The organism is Lachnospira hominis (ex Liu et al. 2021) (genome assembly GCF_014287955.1).
Classification (GTDB): domain Bacteria; phylum Bacillota; class Clostridia; order Lachnospirales; family Lachnospiraceae; genus Lachnospira; species Lachnospira hominis.
Genome location: NZ_JACOPD010000006.1, coordinates 94,468 through 114,432, shown reverse-complemented (window position 1 = coordinate 114,432; position 19,965 = coordinate 94,468). Strand labels below are relative to the sequence as shown.

Annotated in this window: 21 protein-coding genes; all 21 read right to left on the bottom strand. The window is 37.0% G+C overall.

The features are described 5' to 3' along the window. Window positions 1-10 precede the first annotated feature (10 nt). The 21 genes from H8S01_RS09520 to H8S01_RS09420 all read right to left on the bottom strand — a co-directional run bounded on the left by H8S01_RS09520 (window position 11) and on the right by H8S01_RS09420 (window position 19,908). Window positions 11-538 carry a flagellar basal body-associated FliL family protein gene (locus H8S01_RS09520; RefSeq protein WP_021866052.1) on the bottom strand — a complete coding sequence of 176 codons (528 nt, stop codon included), beginning with the start codon at window positions 536-538 and terminating at the stop codon, window positions 11-13. 31 nt (window positions 539-569) lie between these two features. Beyond that, window positions 570-1,376 carry an OmpA/MotB family protein gene (locus tag H8S01_RS09515; RefSeq protein ID WP_021866053.1) on the bottom strand — a complete coding sequence of 269 codons (807 nt, stop codon included), beginning with the start codon at window positions 1,374-1,376 and terminating at the stop codon, window positions 570-572. Beyond that, window positions 1,376-2,173: a motility protein A gene (locus tag H8S01_RS09510; protein WP_186837031.1), complete on the bottom strand. Its 798-nt coding sequence runs from the start codon at window positions 2,171-2,173 to the stop codon at window positions 1,376-1,378. Before H8S01_RS09510 ends, H8S01_RS09515 begins: the two co-directional genes overlap by 1 nt. Window positions 2,174-2,203: 30 nt before the next feature. Continuing rightward, a complete protein-coding gene (locus tag H8S01_RS09505; protein ID WP_021866055.1) occupies window positions 2,204-2,419 on the bottom strand; it encodes a flagellar FlbD family protein in 216 nt (71 codons plus the stop codon). A gap of 225 nt (window positions 2,420-2,644) precedes the next feature. Continuing rightward, window positions 2,645-3,967, bottom strand: a complete 1,323-nt coding sequence (locus tag H8S01_RS09500) for a flagellar hook protein FlgE (RefSeq protein WP_207723046.1) — start codon at window positions 3,965-3,967, stop codon at window positions 2,645-2,647. Window positions 3,968-4,063: 96 nt separating this feature from the next. Beyond that, window positions 4,064-4,486: a TIGR02530 family flagellar biosynthesis protein gene (locus tag H8S01_RS09495; RefSeq protein ID WP_186837029.1), complete on the bottom strand. Its 423-nt coding sequence runs from the start codon at window positions 4,484-4,486 to the stop codon at window positions 4,064-4,066. A gap of 22 nt (window positions 4,487-4,508) precedes the next feature. After that, on the bottom strand, window positions 4,509-5,045 hold the full coding sequence (locus H8S01_RS09490) for a flagellar hook assembly protein FlgD (protein WP_186837028.1): 537 nt from the start codon (window positions 5,043-5,045) through the stop codon (window positions 4,509-4,511). Between the two features lie 26 nt (window positions 5,046-5,071). After that, entirely contained in the window at window positions 5,072-6,424 is a 1,353-nt protein-coding gene (locus tag H8S01_RS14305) for a flagellar hook-length control protein FliK (RefSeq protein ID WP_186837027.1), read from the bottom strand. 120 nt (window positions 6,425-6,544) lie between these two features. Then, window positions 6,545-7,306, bottom strand: a complete 762-nt coding sequence (locus H8S01_RS09480) for a hypothetical protein (protein ID WP_186837026.1) — start codon at window positions 7,304-7,306, stop codon at window positions 6,545-6,547. 32 nt (window positions 7,307-7,338) lie between these two features. Beyond that, window positions 7,339-7,791, bottom strand: a complete 453-nt coding sequence (fliJ, locus tag H8S01_RS09475) for a flagellar export protein FliJ (protein WP_021866061.1) — start codon at window positions 7,789-7,791, stop codon at window positions 7,339-7,341. 2 nt (window positions 7,792-7,793) lie between these two features. Then, complete coding sequence (gene fliI, locus H8S01_RS09470; RefSeq protein ID WP_186837025.1) at window positions 7,794-9,128, bottom strand: flagellar protein export ATPase FliI; 1,335 nt, start codon at window positions 9,126-9,128, stop codon at window positions 7,794-7,796. Window positions 9,129-9,139: 11 nt separating this feature from the next. Next, window positions 9,140-9,973: a FliH/SctL family protein gene (locus H8S01_RS09465; RefSeq protein WP_021866063.1), complete on the bottom strand. Its 834-nt coding sequence runs from the start codon at window positions 9,971-9,973 to the stop codon at window positions 9,140-9,142. After that, window positions 9,966-10,994 carry a flagellar motor switch protein FliG gene (gene fliG / locus H8S01_RS09460; protein ID WP_021866064.1) on the bottom strand — a complete coding sequence of 343 codons (1,029 nt, stop codon included), beginning with the start codon at window positions 10,992-10,994 and terminating at the stop codon, window positions 9,966-9,968. The genes H8S01_RS09465 and fliG overlap by 8 nt, the downstream gene beginning before the upstream one ends. 40 nt (window positions 10,995-11,034) lie before the next feature. Next, window positions 11,035-12,651, bottom strand: coding sequence for a flagellar M-ring protein FliF C-terminal domain-containing protein (locus tag H8S01_RS09455; RefSeq protein ID WP_021866065.1), 1,617 nt, complete (start codon window positions 12,649-12,651; stop codon window positions 11,035-11,037). A 22-nt stretch (window positions 12,652-12,673) separates the two neighbouring features. Beyond that, window positions 12,674-13,012 carry a flagellar hook-basal body complex protein FliE gene (locus H8S01_RS09450; protein WP_021866066.1) on the bottom strand — a complete coding sequence of 113 codons (339 nt, stop codon included), beginning with the start codon at window positions 13,010-13,012 and terminating at the stop codon, window positions 12,674-12,676. Window positions 13,013-13,059: 47 nt separating this feature from the next. Beyond that, window positions 13,060-13,542, bottom strand: coding sequence for a flagellar basal body rod protein FlgC (gene flgC / locus H8S01_RS09445; protein WP_021866067.1), 483 nt, complete (start codon window positions 13,540-13,542; stop codon window positions 13,060-13,062). A 17-nt stretch (window positions 13,543-13,559) separates the two neighbouring features. Beyond that, entirely contained in the window at window positions 13,560-13,952 is a 393-nt protein-coding gene (gene flgB, locus H8S01_RS09440; RefSeq protein ID WP_021866068.1) for a flagellar basal body rod protein FlgB, read from the bottom strand. A 235-nt stretch (window positions 13,953-14,187) separates the two neighbouring features. Then, on the bottom strand, window positions 14,188-14,958 hold the full coding sequence (gene codY / locus H8S01_RS09435) for a GTP-sensing pleiotropic transcriptional regulator CodY (RefSeq protein ID WP_021866069.1): 771 nt from the start codon (window positions 14,956-14,958) through the stop codon (window positions 14,188-14,190). A gap of 111 nt (window positions 14,959-15,069) precedes the next feature. Then, window positions 15,070-17,148 (bottom strand): type I DNA topoisomerase, encoded by a 2,079-nt coding sequence (topA, locus tag H8S01_RS09430; RefSeq protein WP_186837024.1) that lies wholly within the window; start codon window positions 17,146-17,148, stop codon window positions 15,070-15,072. Between the two features lie 25 nt (window positions 17,149-17,173). Next, window positions 17,174-18,346 (bottom strand): DNA-processing protein DprA, encoded by a 1,173-nt coding sequence (gene dprA / locus H8S01_RS09425; protein ID WP_186837023.1) that lies wholly within the window; start codon window positions 18,344-18,346, stop codon window positions 17,174-17,176. Between the two features lie 20 nt (window positions 18,347-18,366). Then, window positions 18,367-19,908: a YifB family Mg chelatase-like AAA ATPase gene (locus tag H8S01_RS09420; protein ID WP_186837022.1), complete on the bottom strand. Its 1,542-nt coding sequence runs from the start codon at window positions 19,906-19,908 to the stop codon at window positions 18,367-18,369. Between the last annotated feature and the right edge of the window lie 57 nt (window positions 19,909-19,965).

Here is a 19,965-nt window from a genome sequence, read left to right as displayed (position 1 = left end):
AATTATGTAATTACTGTACAAGAATTTCAGAAAGTGTTACTGAACAGATTGCTTCTGTCTCAAACTGATCCTGTAATGTAGACAACAGATTTTTCTCAATTGTTGTCTTATTAGTAGTTACTGTATTATATGAATACTTTAAAGCCTCATTTGTTATCTGGCTTACAATAAGCTTCATGCCATTATTAATGCTTGTTGACTTTGTAGAATAATCTTTTGCTTTCTTATTAAGTCCAAGTGTAACTTTAAATACAACATAATGTGTCTTACCACTGTCTGTATAAGACACTGTTATATTGGTGCTGTCACCGCTTTTAACTTCAACATATTCAATATCGTCAATATTAACGGCACTTCCTGTCTGTGAGCCATTGGCTGCATTCCCTGCCGCATCTAGATCAATAATCTCACCAACTTTTTTAATCAGATTATTTGTCCTGTTGTTAGTTGAGACCAATGAAAATGTCAAAAGAACAGTCAGCACAAGATTAATAAGAACAAGTGCAAGAGTAATGACATTCAGCATACTTTTTTTCATAAAAACGTTCCTCCGCAAATTTTACAGTTTTCTAACTGTTATATGTATTATATATTTTTATCTCTACTCTTCTGTTCTGTGCCCTGCCATCAGCAGTAGAATTAGAAGCAATAGGGACTGATTCACCTCGTCCCGATGACATCATCGTTGCCGGGTCAAATCCTTTATTATTAACAAGATATTTGAAAACGGAATATGCTCTTTTCTGTGACAACATCATGTTATCCGGGAACTCTGCCGTATTGATTGGAACATTATCCGTATGTCCTTCAATTATAATCAGATTATCATTATACTGATAAATTGCATCTGCAACTTTTTCAATCAGATTAACAGCTTCTGATTTTAATTCAGCTCTTCCTGAATCAAACAAAATACCACTTCCAAGATTAAGTTCTACATACTTGCTTGTTGCTGTAATCTCGACTTCATCCAGAACATTGGCTTCTTTCAATGCATCTTCTATGGCATCTGCCATCTTTTCAGACTCCTCAAGTCCTGCTTTTTCAACTTCTTCAAATGCATCCTTTGATTCTTCCTGCTCCTGTGAATAATCACCATCAGAATCAAGCCCCATATTATTATACTGTTCTGCTATCGCATTAAGCTGGCTTGCACCACTTCCGACAAGTATACCATCATTATTGATGGCTGAACCGCCACTAGGAAGCACATTAAATGCAGCCGAAAGAGAAGCCGACAATTCCTGAAACTTTTCCTGGTCAACATTAGACATTGCAAACAGGAGTACGAAGAAGCACAACAGCAGATTCATCAAATCCGAAAATGTGTTAAGCCAGAGCTGTGCAGGCTTTTCAGGATCTGCTCTTTTCTTCATTATGCTTCACCTCCAGCCTCCGAATCTGACACATTGCCTCTTGCGTCAGGTGAAAGGAATGATTTGAGCTTTTCTTCAATAACTCGTGGGTTTTCACCTGCCTGAATTGAAAGAAGACCTTCTATAATAATCTCTTTCATCTGATACTCATTATTATTAATAAGTTTCAGTTTATTTGCAATAGGAACACAAAGCCAGTTAGCAATCAACGAACCATACAGCGTTGTGACAAGAGCCACCGCCATGTTAGGTCCTACAGATGCCATATCATTTAAGTCTGCAAGCATGTTAATAAGACCAACCAGAGTACCAATCATACCCCAGGCAGGACCTAATGCAGCCCAGTTATCATAGAAACCTGCAATCTTTTTATGTCTTGCATCCATATTATCAAGTTCTGTTTCAAGAATACCTCTTACAAGTTCAGGTTCTGTACCATCTACAATAAGAAGAATACCTTTTTTCATAAACTCATCATCAAGATTACCTGCGACTTCTTCCAATGCAAGCAATCCTTCTTTTCTTGCAACATTGGAAAGTTCAATAATCTTTCCAATAAGTCCGCCATAATCAAGCTTAGGATCCTTAAATGCAATCGTAATACCTTTAAGACAAGTGATAAGTTCCTTAAATGTGTATGAACCAATCATACCAGCAATCGAACCACCAAATGTAATAATAAATGAAGGCAAATCCAAAAAGCTCTTAGTAATAGCACTGATATCCGCACTTGATATAATACCGAACACTACCATTACAAGACCTAAAACAATACCAACGAGTGTAGCTAAATCCACTATGTAACACCATCCGTTCTTAAAAATTTATCAATATGTTTGTTCTCTATAATTAACAGGAGAATTAACAAAAATTCTTCTTTTATATTCTACTACTTTATCTACAATCTCTTTGCTCTTTTCCTTTACAATAAACTTTGTGCCGGTCGTAAGCGTTATCACCGTATCCGGTGTCTCTTCCACTGTCTGTATCAAATCAGCATTAATAATCAGCGTGGAATCATTAAATCTTGTCACACTTATCATAGACCCTCCCATAAATAATATACATTTCTCATTGTTTCGTGAAGTCATATTTTAGTACCAAAAACCGACAGGTACCTGATATATGCACTATGTATATTAAAACACTTTTTTGCATTTATTGCAACAAATCATGCTAAATTTAAACAATTTTTCCCATTAAAAATGTCTGATACCATAAATATGGCTGCGGACACATGATAGTTGCCCACAGCCAATAAAAATCAATTATCTTTTAAGATTAATAAGCTCTTCAAGCATTGTATCTGATACAGTAATAATTCTTGAATTTGCCTGATAACCTCTCTGTGTTGTAATCATGTTTGTAAACTGATCTGCAAGATCTACATTTGACATTTCAAGATATCCAGATGTAATCTTGCCGCTTGACTCTGATATATCTTCACCAATTCCATCAAATGAACCAGAGTTAAGTGTTGCTGCATAAAGATTATCACCAACTTTTTCAAGACCTGATGGGTTAGTAAATGATGCAACTGCAATCTGACCAATCTTCTTTGTATCACCATTGCTGTAGCTTGCAACAATCTGACCAGCCTCATTAACACCTACTGATGTCATTTTACCTACTGCTTTACCTGCTCCTGTGCCATTTATTCCCATTGTAGCATTAATATTTGAAGCTGCTGCATACATTGTAAGTCCTGAAGCATCAAGATTAATTGTTGATGTATTTCCATTATTAGTACCGATATTAGCAATATTTCCTGAACCATCTGCACTGTTATCAGTAAACGTGAGTGCAAGTCCGGCATTTCCAACCATCGAAGCACCTGTATTTGTGTTAAATACAACCTGGCTGTCACATGAAACTGAAAGTTCTGTAGGCTGTCCATTCATTGTAACCGAACCGCCAACAACATTGTAACTTGTTGTTCCAGCTGCTGCATCTTTACTGTCATATGTAAGATTAAGAGTTGCCTGATATTCATTACCAAGTGAATCATAGAAATTCACTGTATAAGCAATATCTCCTGTCTCTCTTGAATCTACATTACCTGTAATTGTAACGCCTGTTGTTGCCGCTGGTGCTGTATATGTATATTCAGGACTTGTTGCATACAAAGCCTGAACACGGTCTTTTATAATATTGCCATCAGCATCTGCTTTCCAACCCATAACATTAGCACCGCTCTGTGTTACAATAGCACCATCAAGATCTGTTGTAAAATCTCCGGCTCTTGTAAAATATGTATTTCCTGCATTACTTACTACGAAGAATTTATCTCCGCTAATCATTAAATCCCATGTATTATCAGTTCTCTCAGACGCACCCTGTGCTGTAGGATCTACTGAAATGGCACCTACTGTAGAACCAAGACCTATCTGTTTTGCATTAGTACCACCTTTTCCAGAAGCTTCATTTGGTCCTGTGGCAACCTGTGTTGTCTGATAGTAAACATCACCGAATGTTACTGACTGTGATTTATATGCAACTGTGTTGACGTTGGCAATATTATTACCAATAACGTCCATTTTTGTCTGATGTGCCTTTAAACCTGACACAGCAGAGAACAATGATCTCATCATAATAAAATTTCCTCCATAATATCCATGAAGACTAATATGACCGGCACAATTTCCCATCTGTCATTCAGGGAAATCAAAGCCTCCATTCAGGTCCGGCTAAATAATTACTGCCCCGTCAATATTTGTAAATATATTGTCTTCACTATTGTTTTGATCCATCGCTGTCACTACTGTTTTACTCTTTGTATTGACTATAAACGCTAAATCATCCATGATAACCAAAGATTCTCTTATTCCTTTAAGTCCGGCTTTCTGCGTTCCCTCATTCAGTCTTGATAGCTGTTCATCGGTAAGCGTTATGTCTCTCTGCTTCAGTCTCATATCTGCATGCTTTGAAAATTTTACGCCTTCACCGCCTGATACTTCGTTTGCAGCTTCTGCAATATTTTTCTTTTGTTTTAAAATATCCTGAAAAGAGATACCGGAACTGCCTGCCGCCTGCGATGTATCCTTTTTATTTGATAATTTGCCCGCAGCCTGCTCTATGGATGAATATCCACCAGTTATAATACTGTTCATAAGCAGCCTCCTGTCTTATGTCTTATTCTGTCTTACTGTCAGCTGTATCATCTTTTTTAGATGTATCATCAGCCTTGCCGCTTCCAGATGTTGTATCATCTTTTTTAGATGTATTTCCATTTACAAGCTTGTCATAGTAATCATTGTCAAGAACAGTATCAACGTCAGCTATATCATAAAGCTTGCCGTTGATTCCAAGATAAATCTTACCATCGATATTTTCCCAATAATTAACTTTGCCGGCAATCATCCCTGAAGAGCTTTCATTTGTCTTCATAATAACAGATTTACCTACAAGTGATGATGCCATCTGCTGTTCAACTTTGTTGCCCATCTCTGTAGTAGCTTCAACCTGTGTAAATGTAGCCATCTGTGCAATATACTGTGTATTATCTGTCGGCTCAAGCGGATCCTGATACTGCATCTGTGCAACTAGAAGCTGTAAAAAGTCATTCACATCAAGGCTTGAATTACTCTTATCGTTTTTTGTTGTTGAACTGATATTTCCATCATTTTTTGAATTATCAATCAAACCGTTAATAACATTTGATGTTACCATTATATACTCCTTTCTTAAATCAATTTTTATGCCATGTATTCAACACTGCTGTTTTCATTAAGCATTGAATTCTGTTCATCATCCAATTCATCATCATTGTCGTCATCAAAATTCAAGCCGTTAAGATTGAGCTTTGCACGATTTTTTGATGTATTGTCTTTCTGCTCATTCTGATTATTAAAATTCTGATTATTTTCAAATGCGTTTGTCTGGACTGTAATTTCTACAGATTCAACTTTAACGCCCTGATTTTCAAAATTTTCTTTTAATGTAATCATCTGATTTTCCAACGCTTTTTTAACCTGTTCATTCTGAACATTAAGCTGTGCTGTAACAACGCCTTCTCTCACTGATACAAGAACATTAACTTTGCCAAGAGTTTCCGGTGTAAGCTGAATTTCCATGCTCTTAACAGCATCATCAGATGTGAATTTTATCTGATTGATAATCTGATCAAGAATATCCGTTTCATTAACACCTCTGTTCTCAAGGACTGAAGAAAATTCTTCTGCAATACTTTGTACTGTAGTTGTTGTTCCCGATGCCAGCTGATTAACATGTTCATTTGAAGACACTGATTGTTTCTGCTCATGTCCATTTTCTTTCTCAGACATTGCATCATTTTTTGATGAATCAGAACCTGTTGTAATCTTCTTTGCAATAACCTGTTCGAGCGGCGATGCATCTTTTATATTGCTGTCCGCAGCATCTTCTTTTACATCGCCATTCTCTTCATGTGTCTGAATATTTTTATCAGCTTTCTCATCAATAGAAACACTTTGTAATATTTCTTTTAAATCATCCGGTGTCACAGATAAATCTGCTGCAAGCTGCTGCGATGTAAGTGAAACAAAATCCATTATATCTTTCATTGCATTTGATAACATATCATCTGTAACAAGCTGCATTGAATCCTGTGTACCTGTAATATCCATAACAAGCTGCATAATATTCTCAGGCATTAATAAATCGACCATTGTAAGCCCAAGATTTTCCATTGAATGTTGAATTTCTTCATCAGAAACTCCCAATGTTTTCTTTATCTTGTCATATACTTCGTTGGCAGCTTTATCAACTTTTTCAGCCACTTTATTATCTGTTTTTGTATTCTGCGTCTTATTAGTATCACTTGCCTTAGCTTTATCAGCTGATGATACTTTCTCTGCCACATCATTTTTATCAGATGATGAAGTATTTGTCCTGATTGAATTCTGCGATAATGTATCTGTAGAAGAATTCTTCTTTCCTGCATTGCCGCCAACAGATTTTGCCATTATATCACCAAACTTCTGACCGTTTACACTCTGGTTTTTGCCTGATGAAACAACCGGAACAACATTATTGTCAACACTCTGTGCTCCTGAAATAACTGTACCCACTTTGTATCCTCCTTTCTTATTATTTGTCATACAGACTATATAGTAAAATTACCTTCCAGACAGCCAGACGCACTGCCGACTGTCTAAATGATAAATTCACCCATTAATTATCCCTGACTGTTAAGGAAACATTATCTTTGTAAGTTTTCCTGCATATACAGGGTCCATCTCTGCCAATATGGCAGCTCTCTGTTTAGCTTTCATGCAAAGAAGAATCTTTGAAACAATATCTGTATCGCCCGTCATCTCCTGCATAATAGCAGCCGCATCAGCGGCATCCATAGCAGCATATGTAGTAGCCCAGTCCTGAATCTTCTGTGAGTATTGTATCTTTTCACACACCTCTTTATATATCTGTGCTGCATTATCCGGGCTTATCTGCTCATACCATTTTTTATATTCTTCTATGTCAGGTGCGTTATCTGTAAATACGACTTCCCTGTCAAATTCCTCTTTCTGTTTCAGAAAATTCTCCTGATTATCTTCATAAACCTTGAGACGTTCAACTTCCGCCTTAAGCTGTGCTATCTGGTCTGAATCAGCAGCACCATTATTCTGATACTGTGCCAGCTGGTCTTCCAGTTCTTTTATTCTGTCTACAGCTTCTGCAAGATTTTTATACTTGTATCCAGTCTCTTCCATTACTTCCTCATCAGACTTATCCGGCAGAATCCTGTTAATTACCGGTACATTTTTAAGGAATGGCCTGAGCATGCTTCCCACTCCGCCAACATCCATCTTTATAAGAAGTGCAAATATAACAAGCCATATAACAATTATTGCTACAGCAAGAAGAGCTCCGGCTATCCCGCCGCCTTTTTCTTCTTCTAATCCATTATCTGTATCAAGATTATCTTCTGACTTTTTCTTTTTCCTTGCCATGGCATCTAAGTTCCTTCCTCAAAATTTATCTGTTATGCTTTCTTTCCTCTATCATTATACGTAAAGCTTACTAATTGGTCAATCTCCTTCTTTTCTTCAGCCTTGAGTTCTTCCTTAAATTCATCAAACGCCTTTTCTCTAAGTTTTTCATGGATTTTTCTTTCCTGCATTGATTTATTAAGTTTTTCTCTGGCTTTATCAAGATTTTTCTGGGCAACCCTGACCTGCAATGCCTGTTTTTCCATAAGTTCTTTTATAACAGCTATATAGTTATTATACTGTTTTAACTTATTAATATCCAGTTTGTCATTTGATGCATTTTTCAACTCATCCTCGTAAGTTCTTCGTCTTAAAATAAGGCTCCGAAGTTTATCCTCTTCTTCATCAAGTCTTGCACTTGCCTGCGAGAATTCTGTCTTTGCCTGCGTCTCAAGTCTCATTTTAATATTAAGGATATTTTGCATCTTATATACAAATTTTGCCATAATTACTCTGCTTTCTCAAATGTATCATAATCGCTGAAAATATTAAAAAGCATTTTTAGTTCTTCTTCAAAAGAATATTTCTCGTCAGTCTGCTGCATAAGAAAAGCATTTACTGCATCTATCTTTGAAATGGCATAATCAATATTTTTATTGCTTCCTTTTTTATATGCACCAATATTAATCAAATCTTCCGCCTCATTATATGTTGCAAGAACATTTTTAAGACGTCCAGACATCTTTTTGTGTTCTTTAGTTGAAATCTGGCTCATGCATCTTGATATGCTTTGCAGGATATCAATAGCTGGATAATGATTTTTATGTCCTAACTTTCTTGAAAGTATTATATGTCCATCAAGAATACTTCGTGCTGTATCAGTAATAGGCTCATTAAAATCATCACCATCAACAAGCACTGTATACAATCCTGTAATGGAACCTTTTTCGGCCATTCCGGCTCTTTCAAGAAGTTTTGGCATTTCACTGTATACACTCGGTGGATATCCTCTTGTAACAGGAGGTTCTCCTGATGCAAGTCCTATTTCTCTTTGTGCCATCGAGAAACGTGTCAGAGAGTCCATCATAAGCAGAACATCTTTTCCCTGATCCCTGAAATATTCCGCAATAGCTGTCGCTGTCTTCGCAGCCTTATTTCTTATAAGTGCCGGTTTATCAGATGTTGCAACAACAAGTACGCTTCTCTTCATACCTTCAGGTCCTAAGTCTCGTTCTATAAACTCTCTTACTTCTCTTCCTCGCTCACCTATAAGAGCAATTACATTGATGTCCGCTTTTGTATTTCTTGCAAACATACCAAGCAATGTACTTTTACCCACACCACTTCCTGCAAATATACCAATACGCTGACCTTTTCCGACTGTCAGAAGTCCATCAACCGCTTTGACGCCAAGCGGAAGCACCTGATTAATAATCACTCTCTTCATCGGATCCGGAGGTGCAGCTTCTACCGGATATGTATCTGTTAAATCTACAATATCGCCTTCCATTGGATTGCCAAGTCCATCAAGCGTATGTCCAAGTATTCCGTTGCCAACTTTAACTTCAAGAGGCTTTTCTGTATTTTCGACTATACATCCCGGTCCTATTCCGTCAACATTTTCAAATGGCATAAGAAGGACTCTCGAATCTTTGAATCCAACAACTTCTGCAAACATCGTCTGGCTTCTATCAGGCGAATATATTTTGCATAAATCATTAAGTTTTGCATCAGGTCCTATTGACTCAATCGTAAGACCTACTATTTTTGACACCTTGCCAAGTTTCTGATAAAAAGGCTCATGCATCAAATGTTCATATTTTTCTATATTAATCAATGACATCTGCCGTCCTCCTAGTCAAGACAACTAAGCATTTTTATTTTCTTTGTGAGATTAGCAAGTTCTTTGTCAAGACTGCAATCAAACACAGCTCCATCAGTTTCAATAATGCAGTCATTCTTTCCCAGCGTCTCATCTGTTGTGATATCTAATGTAATATCTTTTGACATATTGCAGAAAATCTTACCCTGATTTTCAGAAATATATGAATAATCCTGTGGTGAGCATTTTATAACAAACTCATCACTTTTTTCCGCATCAGATAAGACACCGTTAATAAGATGTACCAAAACTTCTTTGTCTTCATCTGCAATTGAAAGAATAACTTTATTATATACATCAGTAAGAACATTGATAAGTTCAGGTTCTATCTTATTTCTTTTTTCTGTATATTCCTGCTCAAGCTGTTTTTTTCTTGATTCATATTCTTTTTCGAGTTCGTCTTTTCTCAATGAATATTCAGCATCTGCCTGTGCAAGTCCTTCCTCATATCCATTATCTTTTGCTTCTTTTGCAGCTCGTTTTACCTGTTCATCAGCATCATCAATTATTTTTTGTGCCTGCTCATTTGCATCTGCAATAATGCTTTCGGCTTCTTCCCTAAGTTCATTTATATGATTCTCAAGTTCTTCCTGTGTTGCCGATGTTTCTTCATTTGCATCATCATCCTGTGTAAGCCTCTCTACAACATCTGCTGTAAGGCCATTGACAAATCCATCGCTGCTCTGGTCTCCTGCTGCTGATTCTGCATCTATCACTGCCTGAAGCTTTTCTTTTATTTTTTCATTATAATCTATTACCCGCTCGCTTTTTGTTATTGTTGAGCCTTTTTTTAATAAATTAGACAATTATCTCGTCACCTCCGCCACGGGCAATAACAATTTCAGCAGAGTCTTCAAGTTTTCTGATAATATTAACAATCTTCTGCTGAGCCTCTTCAACATCCTTCATACGAACAGGTCCCATATATTCCATATCTTCCTTTATCATAACAGCAAGACGTTTTGAAAGGTTGTTTAGTATTACATTCTGAACTTCTTCTGTTGCACCCTTCAATGCAAGTGCGAGATCTGAATTATCAACATCACGCAATACACGCTGTATAGCTCTGTCGTCCAGGGAAAGAATATCCTCGAATACAAACATCTTCTTGCGGATTTCGTCTGCAAGTTCCGGCTCTTCAACTTCCAATGTTTCCATGATATGTTTTTCTGTTCCTCTGTCAACAGAATTGAGGATACTTACGATAGCATCCACACCACCGACAATTGTATAATCCTGATTAACAAGTGATGAAAGCTTACGCTCAAGTACTTTTTCAACCTGCTTGATAACATCAGGCGATGTTCTGTCCATCTGTGCAATTCTTCTTGCAACATCTGCCTGTTTTTCAGGTGGAAGCGATGACACAACCATTGATGCCTGTGAGGCAGGAAGATACGAAAGTATAAGTGCAATAGTCTGAGGATGCTCATCCTGGATAAAGTTAAGCAGCTGGCTTGGGTCTGTCTTTCTGATAAATTCAAAAGGACGAACCTGAAGGCTTGCTGTAAGCTTTCCGATAACATCCTTCGCTTTTTCTTCGCCAAGTGCTTTTTCAAGCAGCTCTTTTGCATATCCGATACCGCCTTCAGCAATATACTGCTGTGCAAGACATATCTCATAGAACTCGCTCAAAACTTTTTCCTTTGTCTGCGGAGAAACACTGCTTGTATTTGCAATTTCAAGAGTGAGCTGTTCAATCTCTTCTTCTTTGAGATGTTTAAATATTTTAGCTGATTTTTCAGGTCCAAGTGTGATAAGCAGAGTTGCTGCTTTTTCAACGCCATCCATCTCTCTTTCACCACCCGGTGATGTAGTTCTTGCCATCATTTGCCTCCATATATATTAAATAAACTTATTAACTATATTAACTCCAGTCATCATTAAGCCAGTTACGAAGCAGTAATGCAACAGCTTCCGGATTTTCATCCACAAACTTCTCAATTGCTTTTCTCGTTTCTGACTTATCCTGCATATCAATATCATCAACAGCAGGCTGGTTCTCCTTTGTTGCTGCAAGCATCTGTTCCACTGAAAGTTCCGGTTCAGTCTCTTCAACTGTAAGAGGTCTGGCACTTCTTATAATTACAAACACAAGAATTCCAAGAATAATTGCTGCGAGTGCAATCTGTAACCAGAAAGTAACTCTTGTAAATACACTTCCTGATGTAGAATCTTCAAACCATGGTCTCTGGTATGCAAGCACAGAAATATTAGCAGAATCAATGCCTGTACCGGCAGAAATCAAATCAATCCATGTCTGGTCAACCGTCTGTGCAACAGGCTGTGTATTCTGGCTCTTGAACTGTTCCCATGTCATATTATCAAGATAGCCAAGCTTTTTACATTCATCCTCATTGTATACAACATTTTTTATAAATGTTACAGCCAAAGATGAATCACCATATACAATAGAACCAGGTTCTTTGTTTGTTGTTGTTACCAATGAATTCGGCATATACGAATACTTGTTAAGCTGATATGTTGAAGTATCACCCGTACCGTTAGTTACATTGTATGTAGTACTGTCTGAACTGTTAGAAGTTGTTCCAGGTGTTCCGCTCGCACCTGTTGAACCTGTAGATATCTCTTCATAAGACTCTCCAAATATTGCCTGTTCATCGCCCTGTGTTGAATACTCAGTTGCTATAGTATTTACAGCATCCCAGTCAAGCACATAATTAAGTGTAAGATTGACATCATCATAAAGTCCCGTTGAAAGAAGCCCTTTTCTTAATGAATTAATTGTAGTAGCTTCAATCTGTGCTTTATATTTCTGTTTTCCGGCATTGCTTACACCTGATACCGTTCCCGCATTGCTGAGACCCGAAAAAAGAGTTGTTCCTTTATTATCAATAATTGTAATATTATTAGTTGTCGAATTGCCTGCAGCTGTTGCAAGGAAATTTGCGATACTCTCAGCTGTATCATCACTTATTGTCTTATTCGTATCAACAACAACACTGACAGATTTTTCTGCGGTTGTTGCATAAAATGAACTGCTTGTATCAGGTATATCAACTGATACAGATGCAGATTTGATTCCATCCATAGATTCAAGGTCCGATACAAATTTTGCTTCAAGATAATGTGCAAACTGTTTTGTCTTATCAGATTCAGTTGTTGTAAAACTGCTCTTCATCGCATCATCAAATGTATATCCATCAGACTTGATATCAGCAGATGCAATTGCCATCTTGGCATTTGTAAGATTCTTCTTTTCTACTTTTACAACTAATGTATTATCCTGTACCTGATACTTATATCCATTCTCATTAAGAATTGATGTAACGCTTCCAAGTTCTGTATAATCCTGACACGTTGTAAGCACTTCGTAATTTGGTCTTGTCACAGCAAATGCAATAATCGCAACCGCAACCAGAATTACTGCTGCCGTGCTGATTATAATTGTTTTCTGTTTAGCAGACCAGCTTTTCCATTTTTCTACTATTCGATCAACAATTTGTCTAAATCGTTCAGCCATCGTACTTTATTACTCCCATTAATTAAATTTGCATATTCATTATCTCTTTATATGCCTCTAATGCTTTATCTCTCACTGCAACAGTAAACTGCAATGCAATATTTGCCTGCTGCTGGTAAACTCCAAGTTCATGTGTATTTGTCATCTTGCCAAGTGCAAAATCTATCTCAGCCTGCTGTGCCTGCTGTACATAATCATTTGTACTGTTAACAAGTCCTGATACAGCATTAAAAATGGAATCGAATGTCTGATTAGCCGCACTGCCATTAGTATTATTAACTGCCGCTGACTGTTTCATCGCATCAGTGACTTTAGCCACATAATCATTTCCTAAACTATTGATTGCTGATGTTACGTCCATGATTTACCTCTTTCCAGTCATTTATAAATCTTTATATATTAAATCTTCTAAGCCTGTCCTATTGAAAGACCTTTTGTTGCCATTGATTTGCTTGCATTAAATGCTGATATATTTGCCTCATAAGAACGTGAAGCATCAATCATATCAGTCATCTCCTGAACAACATTTACATTAGGATATGTTACATATCCGTTCTCATCAGCATCAGGATGTGACGGATCATATACCATGTTCATATCTGTTGATGTATCTTCATAAACCGATGTAACTTTTACGCCATCACCAAGTCTGCCGCCGCTGGCATTTCTTAAAGCACTTGCAAAAGAAGAGCCATTGCTGTTAGCACCTTTTATTGCTGTTGCACCTGTTAATGTTTTTTCTGTAAAAACAACTGCTTTTCTCACATAAGGAGTGCCATCTGAAGTTCTTGTTGTATTTGAATTTGCTATATTCTGAGATATAATGTCCGACCTTAGCTGCTGTGCAGTCATACCGCTCGCACTTATGTTAAATGATGTAAACATTGACATGTGATATATCCTCCCTGTTATTTAAGTACAGCTTTAAATCTCGAAAACTCATTATTCATGCTGTCAATTAAAGCATTATAATTAATCTGTTCTGCTGCAAGTTCCACATTTTCAGTAGACAAATCTACATTATTGCCGTCTATTCTATATGAAAGTGCTGAGTTATCTGTATAAGTTCTTGTCTTTATATTTGATAAATCAACATTATTAATCTTCTGTGTCAAAGTAGCCTTTGGTTTTCCTGACTGCTCTATCGCTGAATTAAGATATGTCTTAAATTCAACATCCTGTCTTTTGTAATTAGGTGTATCAACATTAGCAATATTGTTTGATAAGACCTCTTCTCTTAACCAGCTTGCATCTGCTGCCGATTTAAGCACATTAACATATCCAAATATACCTGAAGACATATACCCTCCATTCCACTGCCGTAGCAGCTGTATTTTAATTAATTCTTCTTAACCTAATAAGCCTAAAATATATTATATGATAATATTTGGAAAAAATAAAGTAAAAAATGAAAAAAGACGAAACCGCAACCATCTTTTTTTAAGATATATATGCAGGTTCCATCCATTTTTCTTATAAATCCGTTATTTTTCTATTTATTCCTATTTTAAAGTTTCCCTAAAGTACTATAAATTATCAATCATCAAGTTTTTTAAGTTCATCATATACCACTTCATTAGTAACTTTGATATATGTTCCTTTCATTCCTGATGAACGAGACTCAATTACACCTGCACTTTCAAACTTTCTAAGTGCATTGACAATTACTGAGCGTGTAATACCCACACTGTCTGCAATCTTGCTTGCAACAAGAATTCCTTCTGTTCCGTCAAGTTCTTTAAATACATGTTTTATAGCCTCAACTTCAGATGCTGACAACGTACTCATTGCTGATTTTACTATCTGTTTCTTTCTTACTTCTTCTGCATTTTCTTCATTTACAGAACGCATCATCTCAAGCCCTACTACAGTAGTTCCATATTCACATAATATAATATCATCAATCTCATAGGCCTTATCATTCTTATACATGAATAATGTTCCAAGTCTCTCTCCGCCAATCTCTATAGGTACTATTAATGCCTGAAACTTTTTCACATTATCAACAGCAAAGCCAAGTGTCGCAAGATTAACATTCTCCTTTGTTGATAACACACTTAACAGTCTCTCATTAAACATGTTGTCTACAAATCCACCAACTTTATCATATATAAGTTCATCAATGACATCAACTCCGGTATAAAAACCTGTTCCGAGAACTTTTCCTTTTTTACTTATAACAAGAATATTAGACTCAAGTATTCCGCTAAGCACGTCGCAAATATCACTAAATTCCACTCTTAGAGAATGGTTATTGTGCAACAGTTTATTAATTTTCCTAGTCTTATCCAGAAGTTGAACGCTCATATTGTACCTCCTATAATTCTAAACGCATTATTTGCATTCCTATTTTATAATTACTGATTGAATATTAGCACACTTGCCTAAAAAATACAATATTTTTCGCACAATTTAATATCACTTATCTTCCTTTTTTTCTGTTTTAGCTTCAATATATCCACATGTTTCATCTGCACATGCAATCTTATTTCCTTTTTCAACCATGTAGCCGCCGCATTTCGGGCATTTTTTTGAAACCGGTTTCTGCCAGCTCATAAAATCACATTCCGGATTATTTTCACATCCAAAATAGCGTCTTCCCTTTTTTGTCTTTTTAAGCACAATATCTTTTCCGCATTTTGGACATGTAACACCTATTTTTTCAAGATATGGTTTTGTATTATGACATTCAGGAAATCCCGGACAACCCAGAAATTTGCCATGCGGGCCATATTTTATAACCATATTTCTTCCGCATTTGTCACATATTACATCTGTAACTTCATCCTCTATCTTCACATTTTCAAGTTCTTTTTCTGCCAATTTTACCGCTTCATCAAGGTCCGGATAGAAATTTCTTATTACTTCTTTCCATTTGACTTTTCCTTCGCCAACACTGTCTAAAAGAGTCTCCATATTAGCTGTAAAATTAACATCTACTATCGTCGGAAAAGCTTTCTTCATTATATTATTGACAGCTTCACCAAGTTCTGTAACATATAAATTCTTATTTTCTTTTGCAACATAATGTCTGGCAATAATAGTTGTTATTGTCGGAGCGTATGTACTTGGTCTTCCTATTCCAAGTTCTTCAAGCTGTTTTACAAGCGAAGCCTCTGTAAAATGTGCCGGAGGCTGTGTAAAATGCTGCTCTCCCTTGACATCGGCGAGGCTCACCTGCGATTCTTCACTTATTCCATGAATAAGTGCTTTATTTTCTGATTTTTCGTCATCATCTTTATAAACTGAAAGAAAACCATCAAACTTTATCTTAGAAGCAGAAACACTGAATCTGTATTTTCCTGCCGCAATTTTAACAGATGCTGTTTCGTATATAGCAGGACTCATCTGGCTGGCAGTAAATCTTTTCCATATAAGCTGATAAAGTCTGAACTGATCTCTTGAAAGCGAATCCTTTATTATAGCCGGGCTTAGACTTATATCCGTAGGTCTTATCGCCTCATGTGCATCCTGAATTTTCTTCTTTTCTTTTGTATCATGCACTGTCCCAACATATTCTTCGCCATACTGTTCACCAATATACTGTGCCGCTGCCGCAACCGCCTCATCAGCAATTCTTGTGGAATCAGTTCTTAAATATGTGATTATACCTATAGTTCCTCTGCCCGCAATATCGACGCCTTCATAAAGCTGTTGTGCCAGCCTCATAGTTTTCTGTGTAGCAAAATTCAGCTGTTTTGCAGCTTCCTGCTGAAGTGTACTTGTTGTAAAAGCAAGAGGTACTTTTTTAATCTTCTCTCCATGCTTTACGCTTTCAACACTAAAATCACTCTTTTTAACTTCTTCTATAATTTTTTCAGCCTGTTCGCCGTTTTTAACATCAATTTTACCGTTCTCATCGCCGTAAAATTTTGCTTTAACTGTATTCTTTTCACCTTTTATATTGACATCTGCATCTATCGTCCAATATTCATCAGGTATAAATGAATTAATCTCATCTTCTCTGTCGCATATGATTCTTAATGCAACAGACTGCACTCTTCCGGCACTGAGACCTCTTTTAATCTTAGCCCATAAAAGCGGACTTATCCTGTAGCCTACCATTCTGTCAAGCACACGTCTTGACTGCTGTGCATCAACAAGATTCATATCTATTTTTCTGGCATTTTTTATAGATGTCTTTACAGCATTTTTAGTAATCTCGTTAAATGTAATTCTGTATATATCTTTGTCTTCAAGTTTCAAAGCTTTGGCAAGATGCCATGAAATCGCTTCTCCCTCTCTATCCGGGTCGGTTGCAAGATATACTTTGTCTGCTTTCTTTGCCTCTTTTCTTAAAGCAGCAAGAATATCGCCTTTTCCCCTTATTGTTATATACTTAGGTTCATAATCATTATCAACATCCACGCCAAGCTGGCTTTTTGGAAGATCTCTTATATGCCCCTGTGATGCCATTACTTCATAATTAGAGCCCAGAAACTTCTTAATTGTCTTTACCTTAGCAGGCGACTCTACTATAACAAGATACTTTGCCATTTGTAATATCCTCCCCTTAAATCTGTCACTTTATTCTGATATAACAGTTTTTCGCCACTTCCTCAACACACCCCTCCAGCTGTAATAAAAGAAGCGTCTGCATAACCGTGGATACGTTCAATCCTGTTTCATTAATAATCTCATCCGTGTCTTTCGGATGTAAACAGAGAACACTATACACTAATTTTTTTTCAGTTGCAAGCAGATTTACGGTGGGACATACTGGTTTTTTGTTCCCATTTCCACCATTTAACGCCTTTATATCTGTATTTGTATGTTTATTTATTTTATTATTTTTATTTTTTTCTTTCCATAAAGCAGCTGCACTGCACTGCCAAATATCCTCCGGTTTTGTTATAACCATCGCACCTGTTTTTATAAGTTCGTTACACCCCTGACTGCAAATATCATCAGCTCTTCCCGGAACCGCCATAACTTCCCTGTTCTGTTCAAGTGCCTGGTCAACAGTTATCATCGCTCCGCTTCTTTGAGCTGCCTCAACAACAATTACGATGTCTGCAAGCCCGCTTATTATCCTGTTTCTTTCAGGAAAACGCCATGCATCAGGCCGAGTATTCGGTGGGTATTCAGAAATCACGCCTCCCGTTTTTATTATATTTTTATATATATCTAAATTCTCATATGGATAACACACATCCGTTCCACATCCAAGAACAGCATATGTATATCCCCCCGATGCAAGGCATCCTCTGTGTGCCGCTGCATCTATTCCCGCTGCAAGGCCGCTTATTACCTGAATATTATCAGCTGCAAAACTTTCCGCGAGATTATATGCCATCCGCCTTCCATATGAAGAACAGTTTCTTGAACCAATAATTGCAACACTCAGTCTGTCATCCGGCGGAAGATTTCCACGACAGTAAAGTCCAAGCGGTGCGTCATCAATATTATGAAGCCTTTCAGGATAATTATTATTGTTTATGCTAATCCAGTTACACCCATTTTTAATCATATCTTCATACTTGTATATGCTATCTTTATTTTTCATCGAAAAAGCAAATTCATCTATCTGCCTGCCATTTAATATTCCTAACTTTTTCAATATATTAATATCTGCTTTTGATACATTATATGCACTTCCGAAAAAATCAACAAGCTTTCTTACCGATGCTCTGCCTATACCTTTAATATTACACAGCCGGTACATATAATAGTCTTCGTTATATATTTTTTTCACACTCCGTTCCAAATATAATCTTATAAAGGATTTCTATAGGAAAATGCTTCACTTAAATGCCCGGCATTAATACATTCTTCCCCTTCTATATCTGCTATTGTCCTTGCCGTTTTTAACACCTTATGATACCCTCGTACCGTAAGATTAAGTCTTTCAAATGCAGTTTCCATAATCCGCTTTTCTGCCTGTCCCAGCCTGCAGTATTTTTTCACATGCTTTTCATTCATCTGCGAATTAAATTCTATATTTTCATTACTAAATCTTTCTTTTTGAATATCATACGCCGTTTTAACACATTTTTTCATATTAGCCGTAGTATAAAAATCGCTGCTCTTATCCGCATCTGATTCATACAAAATATCTCTTGCATCTATCATCCCCATATGCGTGCATATATCAATCCTGTCCCATATAGGCTTGCTTACACGGCTCATGTACCTTTTTATATCATGTTCTGTACAACTGCACCTGTTACGGTCAGGATAATACCCGCATCTGCATGGATTCATTGCTGCAACAAGCATAAAATCAGCCGGATAAATATACTCTTTAGAACCTCTTACAATTCTTATAATATGTTCCTCAAGCGGCGTTCTTAACGAATCTATCACAGCAGATGCAAATTCATTAAATTCATCCAGAAATAAAATCCCCTTATCTGCAAGTGTTATCTCACCGGGAGACAGAACAACACCGCCTCCCAGCATCACAGCTTTCGTTGTATTATAATTGGGGCATCTTACCGGTCTTTCTTCTATAATACTTCTTCCCTCAAGCTTTCCTGCCGCACTGTAGATACGCGTCAGTTCCATCTTCTCGCTCTCATTAAGCGGCAGCATTATTGTACTGATTCTTTTCGCCATCATAGTCTTTCCTGTCCCCGGAATCCCCATATAGCAGATATTGTGATGTCCTGCCGCTGCAATAAGCGACGCTCTTTTTGCAGTAATCTGCCCGGTTATATCCGCAAAATCCGGACAGGTTTCATTTTTCATATGAATCACATCATGTTCTCTGCTTTTCTTTGCATCAATTGCATCAATAAGTTCTGATTCACCGTTAAAATATCCGATAAGCTGCTTTAAACTGTCAACGCCAAGAACTTCTATTCCTTCTATGTGTTCTCCTTCACAAATATTACATAACGGAACTATGCACCTCTTAAATCCCATCTGTGCTGCCTTTGCAACACAGTTAATAATTCCTCTTACTGCGTTAACACTTCCATCAAGGCTTAATTCACCGATAATCACAGACGACTCAAGCATATCTGTTTTAATAATGCCATCTGCGGCAAGAATTCCGGCCGCAACAGGCAGATCAAATCCATTCCCTGCTTTTCTTATATCAGCCGGGGAAATATTAACCATAATCTTTTGCGGACGCAGTATTATCCCTGAATTCTTAACTGCAACTCTCACTCGTTCCCTTGCCTCTGTAACCTGTGCTGCAAGACAGCCACTCATCTCAAATGACGGGAGTCCGTCGCCGGCATCTGTCTCTACCTTTACAATACACGCATCAAGCCCGGCAAGCGTAACGCTATACACTTCACTATACATATCAACACCACCTATACAAAAAGTATTCTATAGTATAACTATAGAATACTTTTTATA

Coding starts and splice junctions, on each gene's coding strand:
- H8S01_RS09520 (WP_021866052.1), bottom strand. CDS start 538: ATGAAAAAAAGTATGCTGAATGTCATTACTCTTGCACTTGTTCTTATT.
- H8S01_RS09515 (WP_021866053.1), bottom strand. CDS start 1,376: ATGAAGAAAAGAGCAGATCCTGAAAAGCCTGCACAGCTCTGGCTTAAC.
- H8S01_RS09505 (WP_021866055.1), bottom strand. CDS start 2,419: ATGATAAGTGTGACAAGATTTAATGATTCCACGCTGATTATTAATGCT.
- H8S01_RS09500 (WP_207723046.1), bottom strand. CDS start 3,967: ATGATGAGATCATTGTTCTCTGCTGTGTCAGGTTTAAAGGCACATCAG.
- H8S01_RS09495 (WP_186837029.1), bottom strand. CDS start 4,486: ATGAACAGTATTATAACTGGTGGATATTCATCCATAGAGCAGGCTGCG.
- H8S01_RS09490 (WP_186837028.1), bottom strand. CDS start 5,045: ATGGTAACATCAAATGTTATTAACGGTTTGATTGATAATTCAAAAAAT.
- H8S01_RS09480 (WP_186837026.1), bottom strand. CDS start 7,306: ATGGCAAGGAAAAAGAAAAAGTCAGAAGATAATCTTGATACAGATAAT.
- fliJ (WP_021866061.1), bottom strand. CDS start 7,791: ATGGCAAAATTTGTATATAAGATGCAAAATATCCTTAATATTAAAATG.
- fliI (WP_186837025.1), bottom strand. CDS start 9,128: ATGTCATTGATTAATATAGAAAAATATGAACATTTGATGCATGAGCCT.
- fliG (WP_021866064.1), bottom strand. CDS start 10,994: ATGGCAAGAACTACATCACCGGGTGGTGAAAGAGAGATGGATGGCGTT.
- H8S01_RS09455 (WP_021866065.1), bottom strand. CDS start 12,651: ATGGCTGAACGATTTAGACAAATTGTTGATCGAATAGTAGAAAAATGG.
- H8S01_RS09450 (WP_021866066.1), bottom strand. CDS start 13,012: ATGGACGTAACATCAGCAATCAATAGTTTAGGAAATGATTATGTGGCT.
- flgC (WP_021866067.1), bottom strand. CDS start 13,542: ATGTCAATGTTTACATCATTTAACATAAGTGCGAGCGGTATGACTGCA.
- flgB (WP_021866068.1), bottom strand. CDS start 13,952: ATGTCTTCAGGTATATTTGGATATGTTAATGTGCTTAAATCGGCAGCA.
- codY (WP_021866069.1), bottom strand. CDS start 14,958: ATGAGCGTTCAACTTCTGGATAAGACTAGGAAAATTAATAAACTGTTG.
- topA (WP_186837024.1), bottom strand. CDS start 17,148: ATGGCAAAGTATCTTGTTATAGTAGAGTCGCCTGCTAAGGTAAAGACA.
- H8S01_RS09420 (WP_186837022.1), bottom strand. CDS start 19,908: ATGTATAGTGAAGTGTATAGCGTTACGCTTGCCGGGCTTGATGCGTGT.